Source organism: Corynebacterium sp. LaCa78 (genome assembly GCF_046717505.1).
Lineage (GTDB): Bacteria > Actinomycetota > Actinomycetes > Mycobacteriales > Mycobacteriaceae > Corynebacterium.
In genome coordinates, this window is record NZ_CP177112.1 from 1,460,978 (window position 1) to 1,482,513 (window position 21,536).

17 protein-coding genes are annotated in these 21,536 nt (G+C 58.8%); 11 read left to right on the forward strand and 6 right to left on the reverse strand.

From position 1 onward, the window contains the following. Positions 1 to 15: 15 nt before the first annotated feature. The 7 genes from dtd (at position 16) to galE (ending at position 7,624) form a co-directional block, all read left to right on the forward strand. Positions 16 to 459, forward strand: a complete 444-nt coding sequence (gene dtd, locus ACLI1O_RS07045) for a D-aminoacyl-tRNA deacylase (RefSeq protein WP_126319197.1) — start codon at positions 16 to 18, stop codon at positions 457 to 459. A gap of 360 nt (positions 460 to 819) precedes the next feature. Further along, on the forward strand, positions 820 to 2,214 hold the full coding sequence (locus ACLI1O_RS07050; protein WP_411706788.1) for an HAAAP family serine/threonine permease: 1,395 nt from the start codon (positions 820 to 822) through the stop codon (positions 2,212 to 2,214). Between the two features lie 37 nt (positions 2,215 to 2,251). Further along, positions 2,252 to 3,625 (forward strand): L-serine ammonia-lyase, encoded by a 1,374-nt coding sequence (locus tag ACLI1O_RS07055; protein WP_284771463.1) that lies wholly within the window; start codon positions 2,252 to 2,254, stop codon positions 3,623 to 3,625. 128 nt (positions 3,626 to 3,753) lie between these two features. Continuing rightward, entirely contained in the window at positions 3,754 to 4,518 is a 765-nt protein-coding gene (locus ACLI1O_RS07060) for a transcriptional regulator (protein ID WP_023022681.1), read from the forward strand. Positions 4,519 to 4,711: 193 nt separating this feature from the next. Next, positions 4,712 to 5,725, forward strand: coding sequence for a sigma-70 family RNA polymerase sigma factor (locus ACLI1O_RS07065; protein WP_005278926.1), 1,014 nt, complete (start codon positions 4,712 to 4,714; stop codon positions 5,723 to 5,725). Positions 5,726 to 5,959: 234 nt separating this feature from the next. Continuing rightward, positions 5,960 to 6,637, forward strand: coding sequence for a metal-dependent transcriptional regulator (locus ACLI1O_RS07070; RefSeq protein WP_023017369.1), 678 nt, complete (start codon positions 5,960 to 5,962; stop codon positions 6,635 to 6,637). Between the two features lie 3 nt (positions 6,638 to 6,640). Further along, positions 6,641 to 7,624, forward strand: a complete 984-nt coding sequence (galE, locus tag ACLI1O_RS07075; protein WP_411706789.1) for a UDP-glucose 4-epimerase GalE — start codon at positions 6,641 to 6,643, stop codon at positions 7,622 to 7,624. Between the two features lie 9 nt (positions 7,625 to 7,633). Here galE and ACLI1O_RS07080 read toward each other — a convergent pair whose 3' ends face one another. Then, complete coding sequence (locus ACLI1O_RS07080) at positions 7,634 to 8,719, reverse strand: DUF4192 domain-containing protein (RefSeq protein ID WP_284771461.1); 1,086 nt, start codon at positions 8,717 to 8,719, stop codon at positions 7,634 to 7,636. A gap of 260 nt (positions 8,720 to 8,979) precedes the next feature. Between ACLI1O_RS07080 and ACLI1O_RS07085 the strand changes: the two genes are divergently transcribed. Then, positions 8,980 to 9,999: a PAC2 family protein gene (locus ACLI1O_RS07085; protein WP_284771460.1), complete on the forward strand. Its 1,020-nt coding sequence runs from the start codon at positions 8,980 to 8,982 to the stop codon at positions 9,997 to 9,999. A gap of 34 nt (positions 10,000 to 10,033) precedes the next feature. After that, entirely contained in the window at positions 10,034 to 12,577 is a 2,544-nt protein-coding gene (locus ACLI1O_RS07090; protein ID WP_284771459.1) for a DEAD/DEAH box helicase, read from the forward strand. Positions 12,578 to 12,697: 120 nt separating this feature from the next. Here ACLI1O_RS07090 and ACLI1O_RS07095 read toward each other — a convergent pair whose 3' ends face one another. Further along, complete coding sequence (locus tag ACLI1O_RS07095; protein ID WP_239269837.1) at positions 12,698 to 13,222, reverse strand: carboxymuconolactone decarboxylase family protein; 525 nt, start codon at positions 13,220 to 13,222, stop codon at positions 12,698 to 12,700. 104 nt (positions 13,223 to 13,326) lie between these two features. Beyond that, positions 13,327 to 13,920, reverse strand: coding sequence for a peroxiredoxin (locus ACLI1O_RS07100; protein ID WP_023017366.1), 594 nt, complete (start codon positions 13,918 to 13,920; stop codon positions 13,327 to 13,329). A 162-nt stretch (positions 13,921 to 14,082) separates the two neighbouring features. Between ACLI1O_RS07100 and ACLI1O_RS07105 the strand changes: the two genes are divergently transcribed. Beyond that, positions 14,083 to 15,030 carry a LysR substrate-binding domain-containing protein gene (locus ACLI1O_RS07105; protein WP_411706790.1) on the forward strand — a complete coding sequence of 316 codons (948 nt, stop codon included), beginning with the start codon at positions 14,083 to 14,085 and terminating at the stop codon, positions 15,028 to 15,030. Between the two features lie 64 nt (positions 15,031 to 15,094). Here ACLI1O_RS07105 and ACLI1O_RS07110 read toward each other — a convergent pair whose 3' ends face one another. Continuing rightward, positions 15,095 to 16,027 carry a hypothetical protein gene (locus ACLI1O_RS07110; RefSeq protein ID WP_239269839.1) on the reverse strand — a complete coding sequence of 311 codons (933 nt, stop codon included), beginning with the start codon at positions 16,025 to 16,027 and terminating at the stop codon, positions 15,095 to 15,097. Positions 16,028 to 16,148: 121 nt separating this feature from the next. Here ACLI1O_RS07110 and hrpA point away from each other — a divergent pair, with 121 nt between their 5' ends. Beyond that, a complete protein-coding gene (hrpA, locus tag ACLI1O_RS07115; RefSeq protein WP_284771457.1) occupies positions 16,149 to 20,051 on the forward strand; it encodes an ATP-dependent RNA helicase HrpA in 3,903 nt (1,300 codons plus the stop codon). Positions 20,052 to 20,332: 281 nt separating this feature from the next. Here the strand turns inward: hrpA and nrdR are convergent, their stop codons facing one another. Continuing rightward, positions 20,333 to 20,791, reverse strand: a complete 459-nt coding sequence (gene nrdR, locus ACLI1O_RS07120; RefSeq protein ID WP_023017363.1) for a transcriptional regulator NrdR — start codon at positions 20,789 to 20,791, stop codon at positions 20,333 to 20,335. Between the two features lie 219 nt (positions 20,792 to 21,010). Further along, positions 21,011 to 21,415, reverse strand: coding sequence for a hypothetical protein (locus ACLI1O_RS07125; protein WP_239269841.1), 405 nt, complete (start codon positions 21,413 to 21,415; stop codon positions 21,011 to 21,013). Positions 21,416 to 21,536 lie beyond the last annotated feature (121 nt).

Below are 21,536 nucleotides of genomic sequence, written 5' to 3' on the forward strand. Positions count from 1 at the left end.
AAGGAAGATACAAGCATGCGCGCAGTCCTAACCCGCGTATCCGAAGCAGCCGTCACCGTTGCGGGCGAGACCGTCGGCGCCATCGACTGCCCTGAGACGGGTGGGCTTTTAGCCCTCGTCGGTGTCTCCCGAGAGGATTTAGCCGATTGGAAACCGCGTGCAGAAAAGATGGCCCGCAAGATAGCGGAGCTGCGCATCCTAGACGGTGAAGTATCGGTTGCCGATGCCGGAGCCCCAGTCTTGGTGGTCAGTCAGTTCACGCTGTATGGCCGCACCGCCAAAGGGAGGCGCCCATCATGGGCCGATGCGGCCCCGGGAGAAGAGGCCGAGCCGGTCATCGAGTACATCATCGAGCGACTCCGCGAGCGTAATATCGCGGTCGAATCAGGCCAATTCGGGGCTATGATGCGCGTATCGTCCGTCAACGAGGGGCCCTTCACGGTTTTGGTCGAGACCTAATTTCTTCTCCCGCATTTTCTCTTTATCCGGCGCCTACCTGCACGAGTGCCCGCCCACGCCCGCGGCTATCTATGAGCCAGATCGCACAACCGCCCACTTTGTTCAACAATGCATATCTCTGGGTGCCGCGCAAGCTTTTTTAGAGTGATAATTAACCTACTCAAAATGTAATAATTTATTATCAAACAGCATTACCGTGGGCTTATACTTAACGTGTAACGAAGCGAATGGGCTGGATACAAGCTGAAAGATTAATTTCAGGCCCTTGCCCGCGCACGCTGGTGAGAGAAAATATTTTCTCACTCCAGGGTGACAGGAGCCCTCAAGCTTCGGTCAACCCCATGCAGAGGAGGAAAGAAAATGTCCCACAAGCTCTTGCGCCACGGACAAGTCGAGCACCCGGAACACGACGCGCAGATTCCGGAACAACTACCCGCAGAAGAAAAGCCACCCGCTGACGGCATAGAGACCCCCTTTGCGGGGCAAGAAGGCGCCCCAGCGTGGAATAAGGAAGACACCGTATGGATGCTCTCCCTATTCGGCACCGCCATTGGTGCCGGCGTGCTCTTCCTTCCCATCAACGCGGGCATCGGCGGCATCATCCCGCTTCTTATCATGACCGTCGTCGCCTTGCCGATGACCTATTGGGCCCACCGCGGCATGACCCGCCTGGTCCTCTCCAGCTCAAAGCCAGACGGCAATCTCACCGACGTCGTGGAGGAACACTTCGGCGTTAAAGCCGGCGTGTTGATGAATATCCTCTACTTCCTCTCCGTCTACCCCATCCTGTTGGTGTACTCGGTAACCATCACCAACACGGTGAACTCCTTCCTGGAACACCAGCTAGGTATCACCCCTCCAGATCGCTGGCTTACCTCGCTTGTCCTCGTAGGCGGCCTCATCCTCGTTGTGCGCATGGGCAAAAACGTGGTCGTCCACGTCATGTCCTACTTGGTCTACCCGTTCATCGGCATCTTGGTGCTGCTCTCGCTGTACCTCATCCCCAAGTGGAATACCGCACTCTTTGACAGCTTCGACCTCAGCGTCGCACGCGAAGCCTCTGGACACAGCATGGGCATTACCTTGATGCTCTTGGTCCCAGTCATGGTCTTTTCCTTCAACCACTCGCCCATGATTTCTTCCTTCGCCGTCGACCGCCGCCAGACCTACGGCAAGTACGCGGAATACAAGTCCCGCAAGATCTTGCTCCGCGCGGAAATCCTCATGGTCGTCGTCGTGATGTTCTTCGTCTTCTCCTGCGCGCTGAGCCTATCGCCTGCGGATATGGCCGAGGCCAAGGAACAAAACATCACCATCTTGTCTTACCTGGCCAACCACTTTGACAACCCCGTCATCCAGTGGATTGCCCCCATCATCGCCATGATTGCCGTAGCCAAGTCCTTCTTGGGCCACTACTTGGGCGCTGCAGAAGGCTTCGAAGGCCTCCTTGTCAAAGGCAGCAAGAATGCTAATAAAGATGATGCAGAATCCAGCCACAAGCTCGACACCATCACGCTCGTCTTCATGCTGGTTACCGCATGGCTCGTTGCCTGGGCGGATCCTTCCATCCTCGGCATGATTGAGACCCTATGCGGCCCGACCATCGCCATCATGCTGTTCCTTATCCCGATGGTCGCCATCCACAAGGTCCCAGCGCTCGCCCGCTTCAAGGGCAAGGCCTCCAACTACTTCGTCTTCATCATGGGCCTCGTTGCCCTCGCCACCATCATCTACTCCATCGTGCAGGCTTTCTAAGCAGCACCCGCTTCTCAGGATTTTCCAGGAGAAAACCATGTTCATCAGCATCTTCGATATGTTCAAGATTGGTATCGGCCCCTCAAGCTCACACACGCTTGGGCCAATGAAAGCCGGCAAGGCCTTCGTCGATGAGCTCAAAGAAAAAGGCCTCATGGATAAGGTCACCCGCGTCCAGGCTAACGTCTACGGCTCCCTGTCCTTGACTGGTGTGGGCCACTCCACCGATAAGGCCATCCTGTTGGGCCTGGCCGGCGAAGAACCAGAAAGCGTCGATATCGACGGCATCTCCGCCTTCATGAAAGAGGTCAACCAGAGCGAAACGCTCCTGCTCGGTGGCACGCACACGGTGAGCTTCCCCAAGGACGGCGGCTTTTACTTCCACGATGAATACCTCCCCATGCACGAAAACGGCATGTGCCTTATCGCCTTTGCCGGCGAGGAAGACATCCTGCACAAGACCTACTACTCGGTAGGCGGCGGGTTCATCGTCAAGCAAGAAGACTTCGCCATGCGCGGCCAAGATACCGTCGACGTTCCATTCGCTTATTCCAGCGCGGAAGAACTACTGGCGCTGTGCGAAACCAATAATATGACGCTGCCGGAGCTCGGTCGGGCCAACGAACGGGCGCTGCACAGCGACGAGGACATCGACGAGCACCTGCGCAAGGTCCGCGATGTCATGTACACCGGCATCAAGCGCGGCTCCACCACCGATGGCCCGCTCCCCGGTGCCCTGCTCGTACCGCGCCGCGCCGCCGCCCTGAAGCGCAGGCTGGAACAATCCGACCCGCACGATGGCCTCAACATTTTGAGCTGGGTGAATATGTTTGCCCTGGCCATTTCGGAGGAAAATGCCGCGTGTGGCCGCGTCGTCACCGCACCCACCAACGGCGCATGCGGCGTCGTGCCTGCGGTGCTGGCCTATTTCGATGAATTCGTCGAGCCGGTTACCCCGAGCATGTTCGCGGATTATATCTTCGCCTGCAACCACATCGCCGCGCTCTACAAGATGAATGCCTCCATTTCCGGTGCGGAAGTAGGCTGCCAAGGAGAAATCGGCGTCGCTTGTTCCATGGCCGCGGCCGGGTTGGCCCAACTGATGGGGGCAACGCCGGAACAGGTCTGCGTGGCGGCCGAAATCGGCATGGAACACAAATTGGGCCTGACCTGTGACCCGGTCCTCGGCCAGGTGCAAGTCCCTTGCATCGAGCGCAATGCCGTAGCGGCGGTAGACGCCATCACCAGCGCACGCATGGCCCTGGACCGCGAAAGCAAGCCGTGTGTCAGCCTCGATGAGGTCATCTGGACTATGTACAACACCGGCAAGGATATCAACGCCAAGTACAGGGAAACCTCACAAGGCGGCCTCGCCCTTGCCGTCCACCCACCTATCCCGGTATGTGGTTAATGCCGGCAACCTAGGCTCCGGAAAGAGCGCCCTAAAAGGAGGCGAGTACTTGGGCACGGCCGGGTACTCGCCTCCTTTGTCGTTACTTTGTGGTACCTTATCAATAATCTGACAGGAATTATAAGGACATGCTTCAGCTGATGAATCTTTCTAGCAGCCATGCCCCCGAAGAAAACTTCCTCGAGCAGTACATACCACTCGTCGATTTCCTCGGTCAGGCCATGGGCCCCAACACCGAAATCGTGCTCCATGATCTCGATGTACCCGATAAATCCATCATCGCCATTGCCAATGGGCACATTTCCGGCCGCGAACTAGGCGGCCCGGTCACAGACTTTGCGCTCTGGTTCATGAAACAGGGCGACGCCGCGGCCGTTCCTATGATGACGGGGTACCGCGCGGTCAATAGCGAGGGAAAAGTCTGCCGCTCCTCGAGCTATTTCCTGCGCGATGCCACCGGCCATATGCGCGGCATGCTTTGCATCAATGTGGAATTATCCGAGCTTATCCAGATCCGCGATGCGGCTAACGCGTTGATAGGCGGTACCGAGCCGGCCATCGATAAGGCGAAGGCCTTCGGCGGCTACCCCGGCACCACCGCACCGCAGCGCACTCCCGCCCCGGAAGCACCCGCGCAGAAAAAGCCGGAGGCACCTTACAGCGAATCGCTGCGCTCCAACGTCGAGCATCTCTTGGACTCCATGCTGGATTCCGCGATTTCTACGCACTCCACCCCGGTCGAGTCGATGCAGCGCCACGAACGGCTAGAGGTCATCGCTTCCCTCGAGGATGCTGGCTTCTTCCTCCTCAAAGGCGGCATCGCCGCGGCGGCCACCCGGCTCGGCGTATCTGAACCCACGGTCTATCGCTACCTCGTACAGGTCCGCGGCTAAGACTACCCCGCCACGTGGATGTAGCATTTTTACTGCATTCACGTGGCGCATGCGCTTGCCGACGCCCCCAAAAAGGTGGGGCACACCGCCCGGCACGTCGCTGTTTTAAACATTTCAGGATGGGTGGGAACTAAATGCGTCCTCACACCGTTGTACTTTTTGAAACAGGCGACAATTTCAGGAGGCTGAAAAGATGACGAATCCATCTGCCAACACCGCCAATGGCACTTCGACTGCCACTACTGATGAAGAACAGGAAGTAGACCGCGGGTCTCGCCGCAATCAAACCAATGACAATCCCTCCGCGGACTTGGTACGCGTCTACCTCAACGGAATCGGTAAGACCGACCTGCTCAGTGCCGAGGACGAGGTTGAACTCGCGCAAACCATCGAGGTAGGCCTGTACGCAGAATACAAGCTCAATAATGCAGAGAAGCTGACGCGCGCAGAAAAGCGCGACCTGAAGATCTTGGCCCGCGAAGGCAAGAAGGCCCGCTCCCACCTGCTGGAGGCAAACCTTCGCCTCGTAGTCTCCCTGGCCAAGCGTTACACCGGCCGCGGAATGCCGCTATTGGACCTCATCCAAGAGGGAAACCTGGGCCTCATCCGCGCCATGGAAAAGTTCGATTACGCCAAGGGCTTTAAGTTCTCCACCTACGCCACGTGGTGGATCCGTCAGGCCATTACCCGCGGCATGGCCGACCAATCGCGCACCATCCGCCTGCCAGTCCACCTGGTGGAACAGGTGAATAAGCTTTCCCGCATCAAGCGTGAGATGTATCAGTCCTTGGGCCGCGAGGCGACCAATGAGGAGCTGTCTGAAGAATCCGGCATCGATGAGAACAAGATCGAGATGCTGCTGCGCCAGTCCCGCGATCCCGTCTCGCTCGATATGCCCGTCGGCACCGATGAGGAAGCCCCATTGGGTGACTTCATCGAGGATGCTGAGGCCACCGATGCTGAGACCGCCGTCGTGGCCTCCATGCGCCACTCCGATATCCGCGGCGTCATCGACACCCTAGAAAAGCGCGAGCAGGACGTCATTCGCCTGCGCTACGGCTTGGATGACGGCGTGCCACGCACCCTTGACCAGATTGGTCGCCGGTTCGGGCTCTCCCGCGAACGCGTACGCCAAATCGAGCGTGAGGTCATGGCAAAGTTGCGCGATGGCAACCGCGCCGACCGCCTGCGCGAGTACGCGCTATAGAACTTTTCGCCTTCTGAACCTTATTTAATCGCGACCTCGACTGTGCCGCCGAGAAATTTCCCAGTGCGCTTTCGAGGTCGCGTTCTCTATGCAAGCGGCGAGCGAAAACTCGTCTCCTTAAAATCTCTCCAGCAAACTTAGGGCGACTTAAGCTAGTCTGGATACAGAATGTAAAAAGCGCTGTCTGCTTTGCGCACGGCACGCATTACTGTTTTCAAAGAAAGGGATGCCCACGTGAGGGACCTCGTTGATACTACTGAGATGTACCTTCGAACCATTTATGAATTGGAAGAAGAAGGCATCACTCCCCTGCGCGCCCGGATTGCGGAACGCCTAGAGCAATCCGGACCTACCGTATCCCAAACCGTTGCTCGCATGGAGCGCGATGGCCTCCTCCACGTTCGTTCGGACAGGAGCTTGGATCTAACCGAAAAGGGACGCGAACTGGCTACGGCAGTGATGCGCAAGCACCGACTCGCGGAGCGTTTGCTTACTGATGTCCTCGGACTCGATATCAGCAAGGTCCACGATGAGGCCTGCCGCTGGGAGCACGTGATGAGCGAGGAGGTGGAAAAGCGCATGGTATCGGTCCTCGATGACCCCAGCCGCTCGCCTTTTGGCAACCCCATTCCGGCGCTGGCAGAACTGGGCTTCCAGGTCCCCGAGCCATCGATCGGGACGAGGGCTATCGATCTCCCCGATGGCGAAGAGAAGTCCGCCAAGATTATCCAGATTAACGAGATCTTGCAGGTGGATGAGGCCACCTTCCGGGAACTCGCAGAGGCTGGCATCCGCATCGGTACCGAGGTCACCGTGGTCAATAATGGCGGCACGATTTCGCTTACCACTCCCTCGGGTAAGGTCATCACCTTGGCAGATGATCTCGCACACGCCGTGCGCGTGGAGGTCTAGGCCATGAAGCTTTTGGTTACCGGCGGTGCTGGCTATGTCGGAAGCGTGTGTTCCGCAGTCCTCGTTGAGCAAGGCCACGACGTCACCATTATCGATAACTTTTCTACGGGCAATAGGGATGCCGTGCCGCCCTCGGCCCGCGTGGTAGAAGGCGATGTGGCCGACAAAGCCGCAGAGGTACTGGGTGAGGGTGGCTTCGAGGGCGTCCTCCACTTCGCCGCCCGCTCGCTCGTCGGTGAATCCGTGGAAAAGCCGGACGAATATTGGCAGCACAACGTCGTAACCACGTTGCGCTTGCTCAACGCCATGCGCGATAACGATGTCAAAAGCCTCGTCTTTTCTTCCACCGCAGCCACCTACGGCGAACCGGAGCAGGTCCCTATTACTGAGGACATGCCGACCCAGCCCACGAACCCCTATGGCGCTAGCAAATTGGCTATCGACTACATGATTACCTCTTTTGCACAGGCCTTTGGGCTCGCGGCAACGTCCCTGCGCTATTTCAACGTCGCTGGCGCCTACGGCTCTATCGGCGAAAACCGCGAGATTGAAACCCACCTCATCCCCATTGTCCTGCAGGTTGCTCTGGGGCACCGCGATAAGATTTTCATGTTTGGCACGGATTGGGATACCCCGGATGGAACGCCGGTGCGCGACTACATCCACATCCGCGATCTTGCCGATGCCCACGTGCTTGCCCTCCACAGCAATGCCCCTGGCACCCACCGGACCTATAACTTGGGTTCCGGGGAGGGATACTCCGTCAAGCAGGTCATCGAGATGTGCCGGAAAGTCACCGGCCACGAGATCCCGGCGGAGATCGCCCCGCGCCGTGCCGGAGACCCAGCCACGCTGATTGCCTCCTCAGATAAGATCAAGCGGGAGCTGGACTGGAATCCCCAGCGCACCGACCTGGAAACCATCGTGACCGACGCGTGGAATTTCACGCGCCAGCTGGGCGATCGGGCGCATTCGGCGCGGCGCTAAAGCGCGGGGCTACACAAAGCCATCGGCATCAATACCTGCTGCCTCCCGCGCCGCGTCACAACCGCGGCTCAGGCTGGTAATGAGGCGTTCTCCCATTCCGCTGCGATAGGCCTGGGCGATGAGCTGGCTTAAATTGTGCCCCGGTGCCTCATCGATGGCGACGGTAAGCGCCGGGCCGGCATAGAGCCCGAATTTCTGCGCCACCTGGGTCGCGGCAAATAGCGCCAGCGCGTTAAAGCGGATGGTGCCGCCAAAGGTGCGCGCCGTGGCGAGGAGCAAGGTACCGGCCGCGTGCGGGGATTCGACGAGGTCCCGGATGACCAAGTCGCGCATCCACGTCGTCGACATCCACATCGCTCCCACGCAGAGTAATTCTTCGTTGTCTAGGGTCTCTTCCAGCGTCTCTACCTCGCTTAATACATACTGCACATCCGCGATGAGGTGTTGGACCACCCGCGTTGGATCCGTTGTGCCGTAGCCGTGGCCGGCGCGCATCTGCCGCGACAATTCCTCAGCGCAGCGCTGCATGGACCCGATTTCTTCGTGCCCGAAGTAAGGGTTGTGCGGGGCGAATTGTTGGACAAGCTCGTCGCGGGAAAGCTCCGGCAAGGTGCCGTTTTCTACGCAGGCGCGCATAGAGGAACTGGTGGAAATAGCGGGAATGGTTCCCTCAGTCCACGCCTGCATAGGGCCCTTGCCATTTCCGGTGCTAAAGCCAAAGACGAGGTCGTAGGCGGTGGACGTTGCAATTTCTTCTACCAGCCAGCAGGCATCGATTCCGGTGCCCTCGTCATCTTCGAAGTGGTAGAGCGATTCGATCATCTCCCAGAGCTCTACTTCCTCGCGCTGGGAAATGATAAAGCCTAGGACTACTTCCGGGTTGCCGCAGTGAAAGGCGCTCATGATTTCTGGCAGGGCGGCGGGGACATCGGACAAGTCTATGCGCGCGACAGGACCCATGGTGCGGCCTGCTGGGGTTGGTTCGATGGAGATGAGCACGATGGACTCTGCTGGGAAGAATCCGAGGATTCCTGGAATATTGGCAAGGATATCGCCGGGTGTACGGATGGGCTGTAGTGGTGTTGTGATCTTCATGGCTTCTAGCTTCGGGGCCCGCGGCAACTGCCGAAAGCCCAGCGCGGGCAGAGGGCCGAAATCTGTGGATAAGGTGGGTGGAAGGGGGCATCGGCAAGCAGTTATGCACAGGCCCGCCGCACCGGCCCTAGCGCCGGTTGCCTCGTTAGGGCATAATGGGTTATTTAACTACTCCGCGAACACTGAACTGAGTGCGTGTGGGAATAGTGCGGTCCTGGCGGTCGTTGATCTAGATTAAGAGACCAAGGAGGTAACACATCATGCACGAAGAAGAGCGCAGCATGTACGAATTGGAGTACCCCGCTCCGGTGGTCAAGGACAATTCCGGTGAAGGAAAAGGCCCCACCATGATTGTTGCCATGCACGGCTATGCCGATGCGGGCCAGGCCGTTGAGTCGAGCGCCGATCACCTCAAGGCCGCGCTGGAAAACCGCCAGCTAGCCTCCTTTAACTCTGATGAGCTCATCGATTATCGCTCCCGCCGCCCCGCCGTCACCATCGATAATGACCGGGCACTCGAGGTAGAACCCATGGATTTGGGCTTGAAGGTGCTCCGGGATAATTCCGGCAAGTCCTTCCTCCTTCTGTCTGGCCCCGAGCCGGATATGCGCTGGGACGCATTTACCACGGCGGTGGTCAAGCTGGTGGAGAAATTCGATATTGAAGACACCATCATGCTCTACGCTGCGCCGATGCCCGTACCGCACACCCGCCCCACCGTGGTCACCGCGCACGGTACTGCCTCCCGCCTGACGGACAGCATGGTCAAGATGGATTCGACCATGATGGTTCCGGGCGCCGCGGCGCTCTATATAGAAAAGGCCCTAGCGGATAAGGGCCGGACGGTGGCGGGCTATACCGCGCACGTGCCGCACTACTTGGCCGCGTCCCCCTACCCGCAGGCGACCCTGGAGCTCCTTGGCTCTGTGGCTAAGGCCGCCCAACTCAATATCCCGCTGGGCAGCATCGAGGCGGATATTTCCCGCGTCGAGGGCCAGCTGGATGAGCAGGTCAATGGCTCCGAAGAGATTGAGGGCGTGGTCCAGCAATTGGAGCAGCAGTACGATGCCTTCATGGAACGCTACCGCCAGGAGCACCCGCAAGCCATCATGCCGGGCGAGGAAGCCGTGCCCAGCGCTGAGGAAATCAGCGAAGAATTCGAAGCCTTCCTCGCCTCGCTCGATGAAGACGATAGCGAGGAGATTATTCACACGGATATCGATGACCGCGAAGACTCTGCCGACGATGACGATGACAGAGACTTAGGCGACGATATCTAACGAACCCGCCCCCATCGCCGCTAAGGTGGTGGGGGTGAACTTATCTCAACAGCTGCCAGATTTAACGGAAGTCCCCGAGTCCCTCATCGATGAGGCCATTTGGGATACTTTTAACTCGTGGACCACCAGCAAGGGAATCAATCTATATCCCGCGCAGGAGGAGGCCTTGCTCGGTATCCTGGCCAGAGATAACGTTATCCTCGCGACCCCAACGGGTTCGGGAAAGTCCATGGTGGCCAACGCCGCCCACTTCATCGCCCTCGCCCGCCGGCAGCGGAGCTTTTATACCGCGCCCATTAAGGCGCTGGTAAGCGAGAAGTTCTTTGCGCTGTGTGAAATCTTCGGCGCGGAGAACGTGGGCATGATGACTGGCGATGCCACCGTAAACGGCAACGCCCCCATCATCGCCGCCACCGCCGAGATCGTTGCGAATATCGCGCTTCGCGATGGCGCCGAGGCCAACATCGACCAGGTGGTGATGGATGAATTCCACTACTACTCCGATCCTGATCGCGGCTGGGCATGGCAGGTGCCGCTCCTAGAACTGCCCAAGGCGCAATTCCTCTTAATGTCGGCCACGCTAGGTGATACCGACTGGCTGCAGGAAGATCTCACCCGCCGCACAGGGCGCGAGACCAATCTGGTGGCTGGGTCCACCCGCCCGGTGCCGCTGGATTTCTCGTATGTTTTTAGCGCGGTGCACGAAACCATCGAAGAGCTACTCGCTCATAATAAGGCGCCCATTTACGTTGTGCACTTTTCCCAGCGCGAGGCCGCCGAACGGGCCCAAGCCCTGACCTCGCTGTCTGGCATCATTAGCAAAGAGGAAAAGGAAAACATCGCTGAAGAAATCGGCGGGTTCCGCTTTACCACTGCCTTTGGCAAAGACCTCTCAAAGTTGCTTCGCAAGGGCATTGGCATCCACCACGCGGGAATGCTGCCCAAGTACCGGCGGCTTGTGGAGCGCCTCGCGCAACGCGGCCTTCTCAAGGTCATTTGCGGTACCGATACCCTGGGAGTGGGCATCAATGTGCCCATCCGCACCGTATTGATGACCGGCCTGGCCAAATTTGATGGGCAACGCCAGCGCATCTTGAAATCCCGCGAATTCCACCAGATTGCGGGGCGCGCTGGGCGTGCGGGCTACGACACGGAAGGCACCGTCGTCGTCGAGGCCCCCGAACATGAGATTGAAAATGCCAAGGCCCGCAGGCGCATTGGCGATGACCCGAAGCGGCTCAAGAAGCTTAAGAAAAAGTCCGCACGCGAGGGCGAAGTCTCTTGGTCCGAGAAGACCTTTGCGCGGCTGACGGAAGCAGAACCAGAGCAGTTGACCTCGCAATTCCGGGTCTCGAATTCGATGCTGCTCAATGTCTTAGCCCGCCACGGCGATGGTTATGCGCATATGCGCCACCTCTTGCGCGATAATCACGATCCCCGCAGCAAGCAGAATAAAGATATCCTCACCGCCCTCGACCTCTTCCGTGGATTGGTGGATTCCGGGGTGGTCCAAAAATCCACCAAGGGGCTGGATATCTACGGCCGCCCCTACCACCTCGTGCGGGAGTTGCCGCGCGACTTTGCCCTGAACCAGCCCCTCGGCCCCTTTGCCTTGGCCGCGCTCTCCCTGTTGGACCCGGAGGCGGAAAGCTATCACCTTGATGTGATCTCGGTCTTTGAGGCGATCCTCGATGATCCCCGGCAGGTGCTGCAGGCCCAGCAGAAGAAGCGGCGCGGGGAGGAAATTGCCGCCCTCAAGGCGGACGGGGTGGACTACACCGACCGCATGAATATCGTGGAGGATATTACCTGGCCCAAGCCCCTAGAGGAGCTGCTCGAGCAGGCCTACGATACCTTTGCGGAGACCAATGCGTGGGTGAAGGAATTCGAGCTGCGGCCCAAATCCGTGGTGCGCGACATGGTGGAAAACGCCATGACCTTCTCAGACTTGGTGGCCACTTACGGCTTAGCCCGGTCTGAGGGCGTTATTCTCCGCTACCTCACCGATGCCTGGCGCACCCTCAAACAGTCCATCCCCGATGAATATACGACGCCCCAAATTGAAGACATCATTATCTGGTTGGGCGAGCTTATCCGCCAGGTGGATTCCTCGCTTGTCGATGAATGGGCGCAGATGGTCGGCGAGGACTCCCCCATCGATCAAGATACGCTCGACCGCGAGCTGGCCTTCGGCGTCGAAGATCCTACTGCGCTTACCGCTAACCGACGCGCCTTTGGCATCATGGTGCGCAATTACATGTTCCGCCTCGCGCAACTCTTCGCGCTGGAGGAAGAAGACCGCCTGGCCGAGGTATTGGATTATCTGGACGAGGTCCCCGATTTTGGCGCCGTCTTGGATGACTACTTTGACGAATACGACGATATTGATACCGGCCCTGAGGCGCGCGGCCCGGAGTACTTCCGGTTGGAAGAATCCAGCTCCCGCAGCTGGCCCGTGCGGCAAATTATCAAGGACCCGGCAGGAGATCGCGCCTATCAATTCGTCGCCACGGTCGATCTGGATGCCTCCGATGAAGCCGGTGAAGTCCGCCTGTCGGAGTTGCGCGTCGAGTATTAATCACACGCGGGTTAGCTAAAACGATAAAAGCCACCCCCCTGCGCTGCACCCGGAATCCTATGGGAAACCGAAAGCAGCGCGCGGGGGTGGCTTATTCTCAAGGCTAATTAAGCAGCGCTTTTAGCGTGCAGCCTCAATCTGGACGGCCTGTGCGACTGCCTGAATGACAGAAGCAACCTTGATGGCCTCCCAGACCTGCTCCTTGGTCGCGCCAGCATCGTTGATCTTCTGGGTGTGGGCGCCCAAGCAGTGCTCACAGCCGTTGATAGCGGACACGGCGATATTCCACAGCTCGAAGTTAGCGTCTTCCACGCCCGGCTTGGAGATGAAGTTCATCCGCAGGCCGAACTTAACCTGTGCGTAGTCATCGCCCAACCAGCTCTTGGCGCGGTAGGCAACGTTGTTCATTGCCATCACGGTGGCAGCGCCGTAAGCGGCGTTGATGGCTTCCTCAGAGAGGTGCTCTTGCGCCTCTTCCGCGATTTCAGAAATCACGGTGTCATTGCGGGTAGCTGCCGCCGAGGCCAGCAGGGTGCCCCACAGCTGCTCTTCATCCAGCTCGGTGGTGCGGGTCAACGCGCCGAGGTTGAGCTTCTGATCCTTGGCGTACTCAGGCAGTGCTGACTTCAAGTTCTCGATAGACACAGTCTTTCTCCTTCTCAATCTTTTCTCAGTAACTTAAATTGCAAGTCGGGTGCGGGCCCTCCCCGCCTCATGGGGCGGGGACAGCGCTCACGCGTAACTAATGCTTAAAGCTGGGACTGAACGACGTCCATCTTGTCGATGTTCTTCGTTGGGTCATTCTTCTCCCAGTTGCAGGCGCAGACCTCTTCGGACTGCAGTGCGTCGAGGACGCGCAGGACCTCGTCAACGTTACGGCCCACAGCGTCCGGGGTAACGGAGACGAACTGGATGACACCATCTGGGTCGATGATGAAGGTTGCGCGGTCAGCAACGCCGTCAGCGTTTTCTACGCCCAGTGCGCGAATCAGGTCGTGGCGCACGTCGGAGAACATCGGGAACGGAACGTCCTTCAGGTCCGGGTGGGTTGCGCGCCAGTTGAAGTGAGCGAACTCGTTATCGGTGGAGCCGCCCAGCACCTGGGTGTCGCGGTCCTGGAACTCTTCGTCCAGCTTGCCAAAGGCAGCGATCTCGGTCGGGCACACGAAGGTGAAGTCCTTGGGGTAGAAGAAGACGACCTTCCACTTGCCCTCGTACTTGTCCAGAGAAACCTGCTCGAAGTAGTCCTCTGGCTGGCTAGCGTTAACGTTGTGCAGGTCGCCGCCGGTTAGGGCGGTGAGGTCGAATTCTGGGAACTTTTCGCCAACGGTCATGATAGGCATGTTCTTCAACTCCTTCTTAAAAGGGTAATCTTTTTTAAGTTTCCGACAGTCCTGTGCCAAGGACCACGGGCCGGACCCTCTCCGGCCCAACACCAAAGACAATACCATTAATTCCGGTCACGTCAATAGCTAATCCTATAGATAAATGTTAGAGTGATAGGCATGCATAATAAAGAGTATCGACCAACACTTGCCCAGCTGCGCACGTTTGTCACCGTGGCGGAAAATAAGCACTTCGGCACCGCTGCCGCGAAGCTGGAGATCTCTCAGCCTTCCCTCTCCCAGGGCCTGGTAGCGCTCGAGCAGGGGCTCGGCGTGCAACTCATCGAGCGCTCCACCCGCAAGGTCATCGTAACCTCGGCCGGCGAAACGCTATTGCCCTATGCCAAGTCCACCCTCGAGGCCGCCGATACCTTCCTCGCGCACGCCCGCGGCGCCCATGGCACGCTGTCCGGCCCGCTGACCATCGGCGTCATCCCAACCATCGCCCCGTATATCCTCCCGGACTTGCTGGCGATGATTACGGAGACCTACCCAGAACTTGAGCCGCGCTTTGTGGAGGAGCAAACCCAGCACCTCATCGCGCGCCTGCGCAACGGCAAACTCGATTTAGCCGTCCTCGCCTTGCCTTCAGAGGCCACGGGCATGGTCGACAGCCCTCTGTACACCGAGGACTTCGCCCTCGTCAGCCCACCCGATCACCCCATCGCCGGGCGTACGGACGTCCAGGTTGCGGAGTTGCGGGACTTGGATTTGCTGCTGCTTGACGATGGCCACTGTCTCCGCGACCAAATCGTGGATCTCTGCCGGCACGCCCACGTCAACCCGGCAGAGGCAACGAATTCCGTCACGCGCGCCTCATCACTGACCACTATTATGCAGTTGGTCATGGGCGGGCTCGGCTGCACCCTTATCCCCAAGTCCGCTTTGGCCACCGAATGCCACGGCAAGAACCTCGGCATAGCTTACTTTGACCCCGATGTCACCGCCGAGCGCGAAATCGGCCTCGTCTTCCGCTCCTCTGCCGCACGCAGTGAAGAGTTCCGCGAATTCGGTACCCTGATTACCGCCGCTTATGAAAATGCCCTCGCCCGCTCGCTCGAGCACTAAATCGCCACACACGTTGAAGGCCACCGAAGCAATACCTCGGTGGCCTTCAACAATAGTTAAGCGCTTACGCAGCTTGGCCGGTCGCGCGGCCCGCACACTGGCGGAACAGATAAGCCGTAGACAGTACCGTAACCGGTACGGCGACAATCAAGCCAACCAGTAATAGGATGCCGCCGGCAATCGTGATCAGCGCGTTGAGCACCGTCAGCAGCAAGAGCTGGCCGTAGTTTCCTTTACCGGCCTTAAACCCGTTCTTAATGGCCTGGCCAACCCCGTCACCGTCGGCTGCAAACCACTGCATCAGCATATAAAGCGGCTGGATGAATAGGCCGATGAGAGCCACTACAGCCATGACTCCGAAAAATCCCGCCATGGCTTCCAATGCCTCGTCCTCGGTGGCGTTGGTGCCCGCGTCTGGGCCGAGGAAAATCGAGCCACCAACGAAGATGAACATTACTACCGAGGTAATAATGCCGATGATGATCATGATCGCCAGCGGCTGCCACCACCGCACTTCCTTGCCCACATAGCTCCACCCAGTGCGCGGATCATCGATCTGGAAGAGCGCCAGCCGCATCACCAACAAGGTGACGACGGCCATGATCACGTAGGACACGATCTGCACAATGGATCCCGCACCGGAGGCATCCGCACCCTCTGCGGGAGCAACGGCTATGCTTACGCCGGAAAAAGCGATGACAATGACGCCAACGAGCAAGGCACCGAGGATCCACAATTTCCAATTCTTAGATACCGTGCGAAAGGCCCACGAAATCGAATCAATGGCCGAGGGCTTTCCGGTAAACCCGCCGGAATTTACGGTATTATCCTGTGCTTGGTAGCCCGCATATCCTTGGTTTCCGGAGCTTTCGTGGCTGCCACTCTCGTGGCTGCCGCCATAGGACGGCAGGCTTCCGTAGCTCGGCTGATCTTCTGGGTGGTCAGTCGGTTCATAGCGCGGAAAATCGTCATTTCCACCGGATTTATCGTCGTTCATCAGCGGTGCCTTCCTTCTGCATTCGGGTTGGGCGCAACGAGAAAAGTATCGTTGAGATAAGTGCTTTCACAATAGCAACTTTTTCCACTCCACGTAACCGGGGTAAGCTCATAGATTAGCCATGACACAGCATGAAACCACGACGTCGCAGGCTCCTAGCCGCGATGAACTTTTTGCAGCATTAGACAACGTCACCATCGCCGAGGCCCGCAGCTTCCGCCGCCGCCTGTCGAAGGCACGCGCCCCCAAGGCCCTGCGCGAAATCGGCCAGGATATCCAGGCTGCCGCAGATCGCCTCGCGCTTGTCGATGCCGCCGTCCCCCAACTCACCTACCCCGATTCCCTGCCAGTCAGCGCCCGCAAGGACGATATCGCCGCAGCGATTGAAGAAAACCAAGTCGTCATCATCGCTGGCGAAACCGGTTCTGGTAAGACCACGCAGATCCCCAAGATCTGCCTCGACATCGGCCGGGGCCGCCGCGGCCTTATCGGCCATACGCAGCCGCGCCGCATCGCCGCGCGGACCGTCGCCGAGCGCATCGCCTCCGAGCTCGACCAAGACATTGGGGAGTCGGTGGGCTACGCCATCCGCTTCGATGACCAGGTCTCTGATAACACCGCCGTAAAACTCATGACGGACGGCATCCTGCTAGCGGAAATGCAGCGCGATCGCTTCCTTAATAAATACGACACCATCATTATCGATGAGGCGCACGAGCGCTCGCTGAATATCGATTTCCTCTTGGGGTATCTCAAGAGGTTGCTTCCCAAGCGGCCCGATCTCAAGGTGATCATCACCTCCGCAACCATCGATCCGGAAAGTTTTGCCGAGCACTTCGCCCAACCCAATGGCACCCCCGCGCCCATCATTGAGGTCTCCGGGCGCACGTACCCGGTAGAAATCCGCTACCGTCCCCTCGAATTCGAGGCCGGTGGAAAGCTGGTGGATCAAGACCCGCTCGATGGCTTAACCGAGGCCATCGAGGAGCTCATGGCAGAAGGCGACGGCGATATCCTCTGCTTTTTCCCCGGCGAGCGCGATATCCGCGATGCCATGGAAGCCATCGAGGCCAAAAAATGGAAAAACGTCGAGGTTGCTCCCCTCTTCGGGCGCCTATCCAACCAGGAACAACACCGCGTATTTAGCAATCACCGCGGGCGGCGCATCGTTTTGGCCACCAATATCGCCGAAACCTCGCTGACCGTACCCGGGATCCGCTACGTCGTGGATACCGGCACTGCGCGCATCTCGCGCTATTCCACGCGGACCAAGGTGCAACGCCTGCCCATCGAGCCGATTTCGCAGGCCTCTGCTAACCAGCGCTCCGGTAGGTGCGGCCGCGTCGCCGATGGCATCGCCATCCGCCTCTATAGCGAGCAGGACTTTCAAAGCCGTCCGGAATTTACTGACCCGGAAATCCTGCGTACCAACCTGGCCAGCGTCATTTTGCAGATGGTCTCGCTCAAGCTCGGCGATATCGAGCAATTCCCCTTCCTCCAGCCACCCCAGTTCAAGGCCATTCGCGATGGCCTCAACCTCCTCCACGAGCTCGGGGCGCTCCAGGATAAGCACGAGAAGCCCACGCTGACCGAAACCGGCCGCAACTTGGCCCGCATCCCACTCGATCCACGCATGGCGCGCATGCTTATCGAGGCCCATACCAACGGCTGCCTCCACGATGTCATCATCATCGTTGCCGCCATGACCATCCAAGACGTGCGCGAACGCCCGCTGGACTACCAAGCGCAAGCCGATCAGGCGCACGCGCGCTTTAAGGACAAGACCTCTGACTTTTTGTCCATGCTGAAGTTGTGGGATTACATCAAGCAGACCCGCAATGAGCAATCGGGCAATAAGTTCCGCAAGCGCATGAAGCAGGAGTTCCTCCACTACATGCGCATCCGCGAGTGGTTCGACTTGGTCCGCCAGCTCAAAGACGTCTCCAAGCAGCTGGGGTGGGATTACCAAGAAGCCACCGAGCGCCGCTCCGACGATATTCACATCGCGCTGCTATCCGGACTGCTATCCAATATCGGCGCCCGCGACGGTAATTCCAAGGAGTTCCACGGCGCGCGCAATACCCGCTTCCTCGTCTTTCCAGGTTCCGCCTTATCCAAAAAGCCGCCGGAGTTCCTCATGGCGGCTGAGCTCGTCGAAACCTCTCGGCTTTGGGCCCGCGACGTCGCCGCTATCGACCCATCGTGGGTGGAAAAGCTCGGCGCCGACCTGCTCAAACACAACTATTCCGATCCCACGTGGTCCCGCAAGCGCGCGGCCGCCATCGCACACCAGAAGTCCACGCTCTACGGCGTGCCCATCGTCGCGGATCGCACCGTGCCCTATCACCGCGTGGATCCCGTCGCTGCGCGCGATATGTTCATCCGCAATGCGCTTATCGCCGGCGAGTGGAATGCGCATCATGACTTCCTCAAGGCAAACGCGCAGGCCCTTGATGAGGCCGCCGAGTACGAGGAAAAGGCCCGCCGCCGTGGCCTCATCGTGGATGAGGATACCCTCTTTGATTTCTATGACCAGCGCATTCCAGACAAGGTCACCACGGGCCGGCATTTCGATTCCTGGTGGAAGAAAAAGCGCCGCCAGAAACCCGATCTGCTGAATTTCGACCCAGCCACGCTTGTCGATGACTCCCACGACGTCACCGAAGTCTCCTTCCCCGATCACTGGCGCAAGGGCTCCATCGATTACGAGCTGACCTATAAATTCGAGCCCGGCGATCCCCTCGATGGCGTCACCGTCATGGTTCCCGTTCCCATGCTTGCCGGCCTCGATACCGAAGGCTTCGATTGGCTCGTCCCCGGCCTGCGGCTCGAGCTCGTCAACGAGCTTATTCGTTCCCTTCCCAAGGCCCTGCGGCGCACCGTCGTGCCCGCCCCAGAATTTGCCGAACGCGCCATGGAACGCCTCATCCCCTTCGAAGGACCGCTTACCCAGCAGCTTGCCGATGTCCTGCGCGAGCTCGGCGGCCACGGCATCAACGCCTCCGACTTCCAACCGGACAAGCTGCCGGAACATTTGCGGATGAATTACGCGGCCATCGACAAGCGTGGCACCATCATCGATTCCGATAGGGACCTTGCCGCCCTGCGCGAGCGCCAGGCCGGCCACATTAAATCGTCCGTCTCGCGGGTAAGCCGCACCGCCGAATCCACCGCGGTCAGCGAGTGGACCGACGATACCCTCGGCACCGTTGACGAGACCGTCACCACCACCGTCGATGGCCACGAGGTCACCGCCTACCCAGCATTGGTGGCTACCAAGGAAGGCGTCGAGCTTAAGGCTCATCCCACCAAGGCGGCTGCCGATGCCGCCATGGTCACCACCACCCTCACGCTTTTGATGCGCGAGATTTCCGTCTCGACCGCGCAAATGGTCAAGGGGCTTCCCTTGCAGCAACGCGTTGCCGTGGATTCTTATCCGCATAGCGGCGCAGACGGGCTGGTGAATGACGCCCGCGTAGCGGCAATCCGCGACCTCATGCTCGAAGCCGGCGGCCCCGTGCGCTCGCCAGAGGCGTTTTCCGAGCTCAAGGATACCGTGAAACCGCAGGTCCCCGGCCGCGTGCGACAATCAATCGTCTCGATCGCGCCTGGCTTGGCTGAGTACTCCAACCTCCGCGCCGAGCTTTCCCAGTGGGACGGTCCCGCCATCAACGATATGGAAAACCAACTTAATTTCCTTCTTCCGCCGAATGCCATCACCGTGCACGGAGCCGCGCACCTGCGCCACCTTCCCCGCTACATCCAGGCAATGCGCATCCGCTTGGAGGACATGTCGCTCGATCCGGATCGCGATGCGGACCGCCAAGCAGAGGTCGATAATGCCAAGGCCTACCTAGCAAACCGCCTCCGAAACCTTCCCGCGGGCCGCGAAAAGACCCGCGAGGTCAAGGACATCCACTGGATGATTGAGGAATTGCGGGTCTCGCTTTTTGCCCAGCGCCTCGGCACGGCCCACGCAGTATCCCTGCGGAGGATTCAAAAAGCGGTGGATAAGCTGCGCTAGTCTCCCCAACGTCACGGTCCCACCGCCGACCGAGGACCCCGGCTCCCCGCTACGGACGCCCGGTCCGCTGGCTAGCCGTCCGGCCTGCTGGCCGCTCGGTCTGCTGGCTGGCCACCCGGCCGGCCGTACCTAAGCTAAAAATCTGCTTACTCGGCCGCCGGCGGCGTGAACATTGGGCAGGCTCTAGCGGAATCATGCGCACAAAATGCCATTTAAGACTGCTTCGATCCTGCGCAGGAACGGCCGTATCACGGCTGAGAAATCGTCCTACACTGCGCAGTTTAAAGGTCCCCGCGATCGCGGCGCCGCATCAAACGAATCTCCGATTCAAAGTCATCCGCGCTCTCGAATGATTTATACACCGAGGCAAAGCGCAGATATGCAACCTCGTCTAGGTCACGCAGCGGCTCGAGAATCGCTAGCCCGATTTCGTTGGCATTCACCTGCGAGGAACCATGCCCCCGCACCGTTTCCTCAACCTCTTGGGCCAACTTTTTTAAGGCATCATCGCTAACGTCACGACCCTGGCACGCGCGCCTAACGCCCCGAATGAGTTTATCCCGGCTAAATGGCTCAGCAAGGCCATTTCTCTTAACAACCAGCAGTACGGCCTTTTCCACAGTGGTGAAGCGCCCCTTGCAGGAAGCACACTCCCGCCGGCGCCGTATCGATGCGCCAGCATCAACCACGCGCGAGTCAATAACGCGGGATTGTTCGTTATGGCAAAACGGGCAGTACACACTAGTCCTTTCGCTAATTTAGCTTCTCGGTTTAGTTTACCTCCCAAGGCCAAGCCAAAAACCTGACATCATTGCGAAAGACCTCTCCTGCTCGCGTGCCGGTCTCCGTGAAGCAAGCAGGCCCTATCTGCCGCTGGTAAACAAGCTGCTGCCTAACAAGGCTCCAAGCCTTAAACCCCGAAGTGCCTGCTTTAGTGGCCTGCTTTAGTACACGCAGCGCTACTGACCGATCGCTGCTTCTACTTGCTGTACCGAAGCGCCAGGATCAGTCGGCGTTTCAGCATTCGTACCCATCAGCCCGCCGGCAATCGTGCCGAAAAATACGGCAGCGCCAAATACTGCACCAAGGAGGTAATTCTTGCGCGAACTTTGCGCATCGTCTTCTTTCATCGGCCTGTTCGCGAAATCAGGTAAGAAACTTTCATCAGTCCACGTATTCGAATAACCTTCACGATTCGTTCGATATACGGAATTTAAGGTCCTGATTTCCCTCTTTTCGGAAGGAGAATGCTGCACGCCCCAGCTTTGATCATCAATATCCCAAATGGCGGCTGAAGGGACGATCTGTGGACGTGCCGCGCGTTGTTTAACCATGTTATTGCGAGAGTTAAGTAGTTGAGACATTGCTTTCCTTTCGACGACCGCCGTAAGTCTAAAGCGGCCCCTTGACACAGCAAGAGCTCAATGTCGCCCCTGTGTTCGAGACTGTTTCTATGTTCGATTTATAGCACCCCTTCGAAAACCT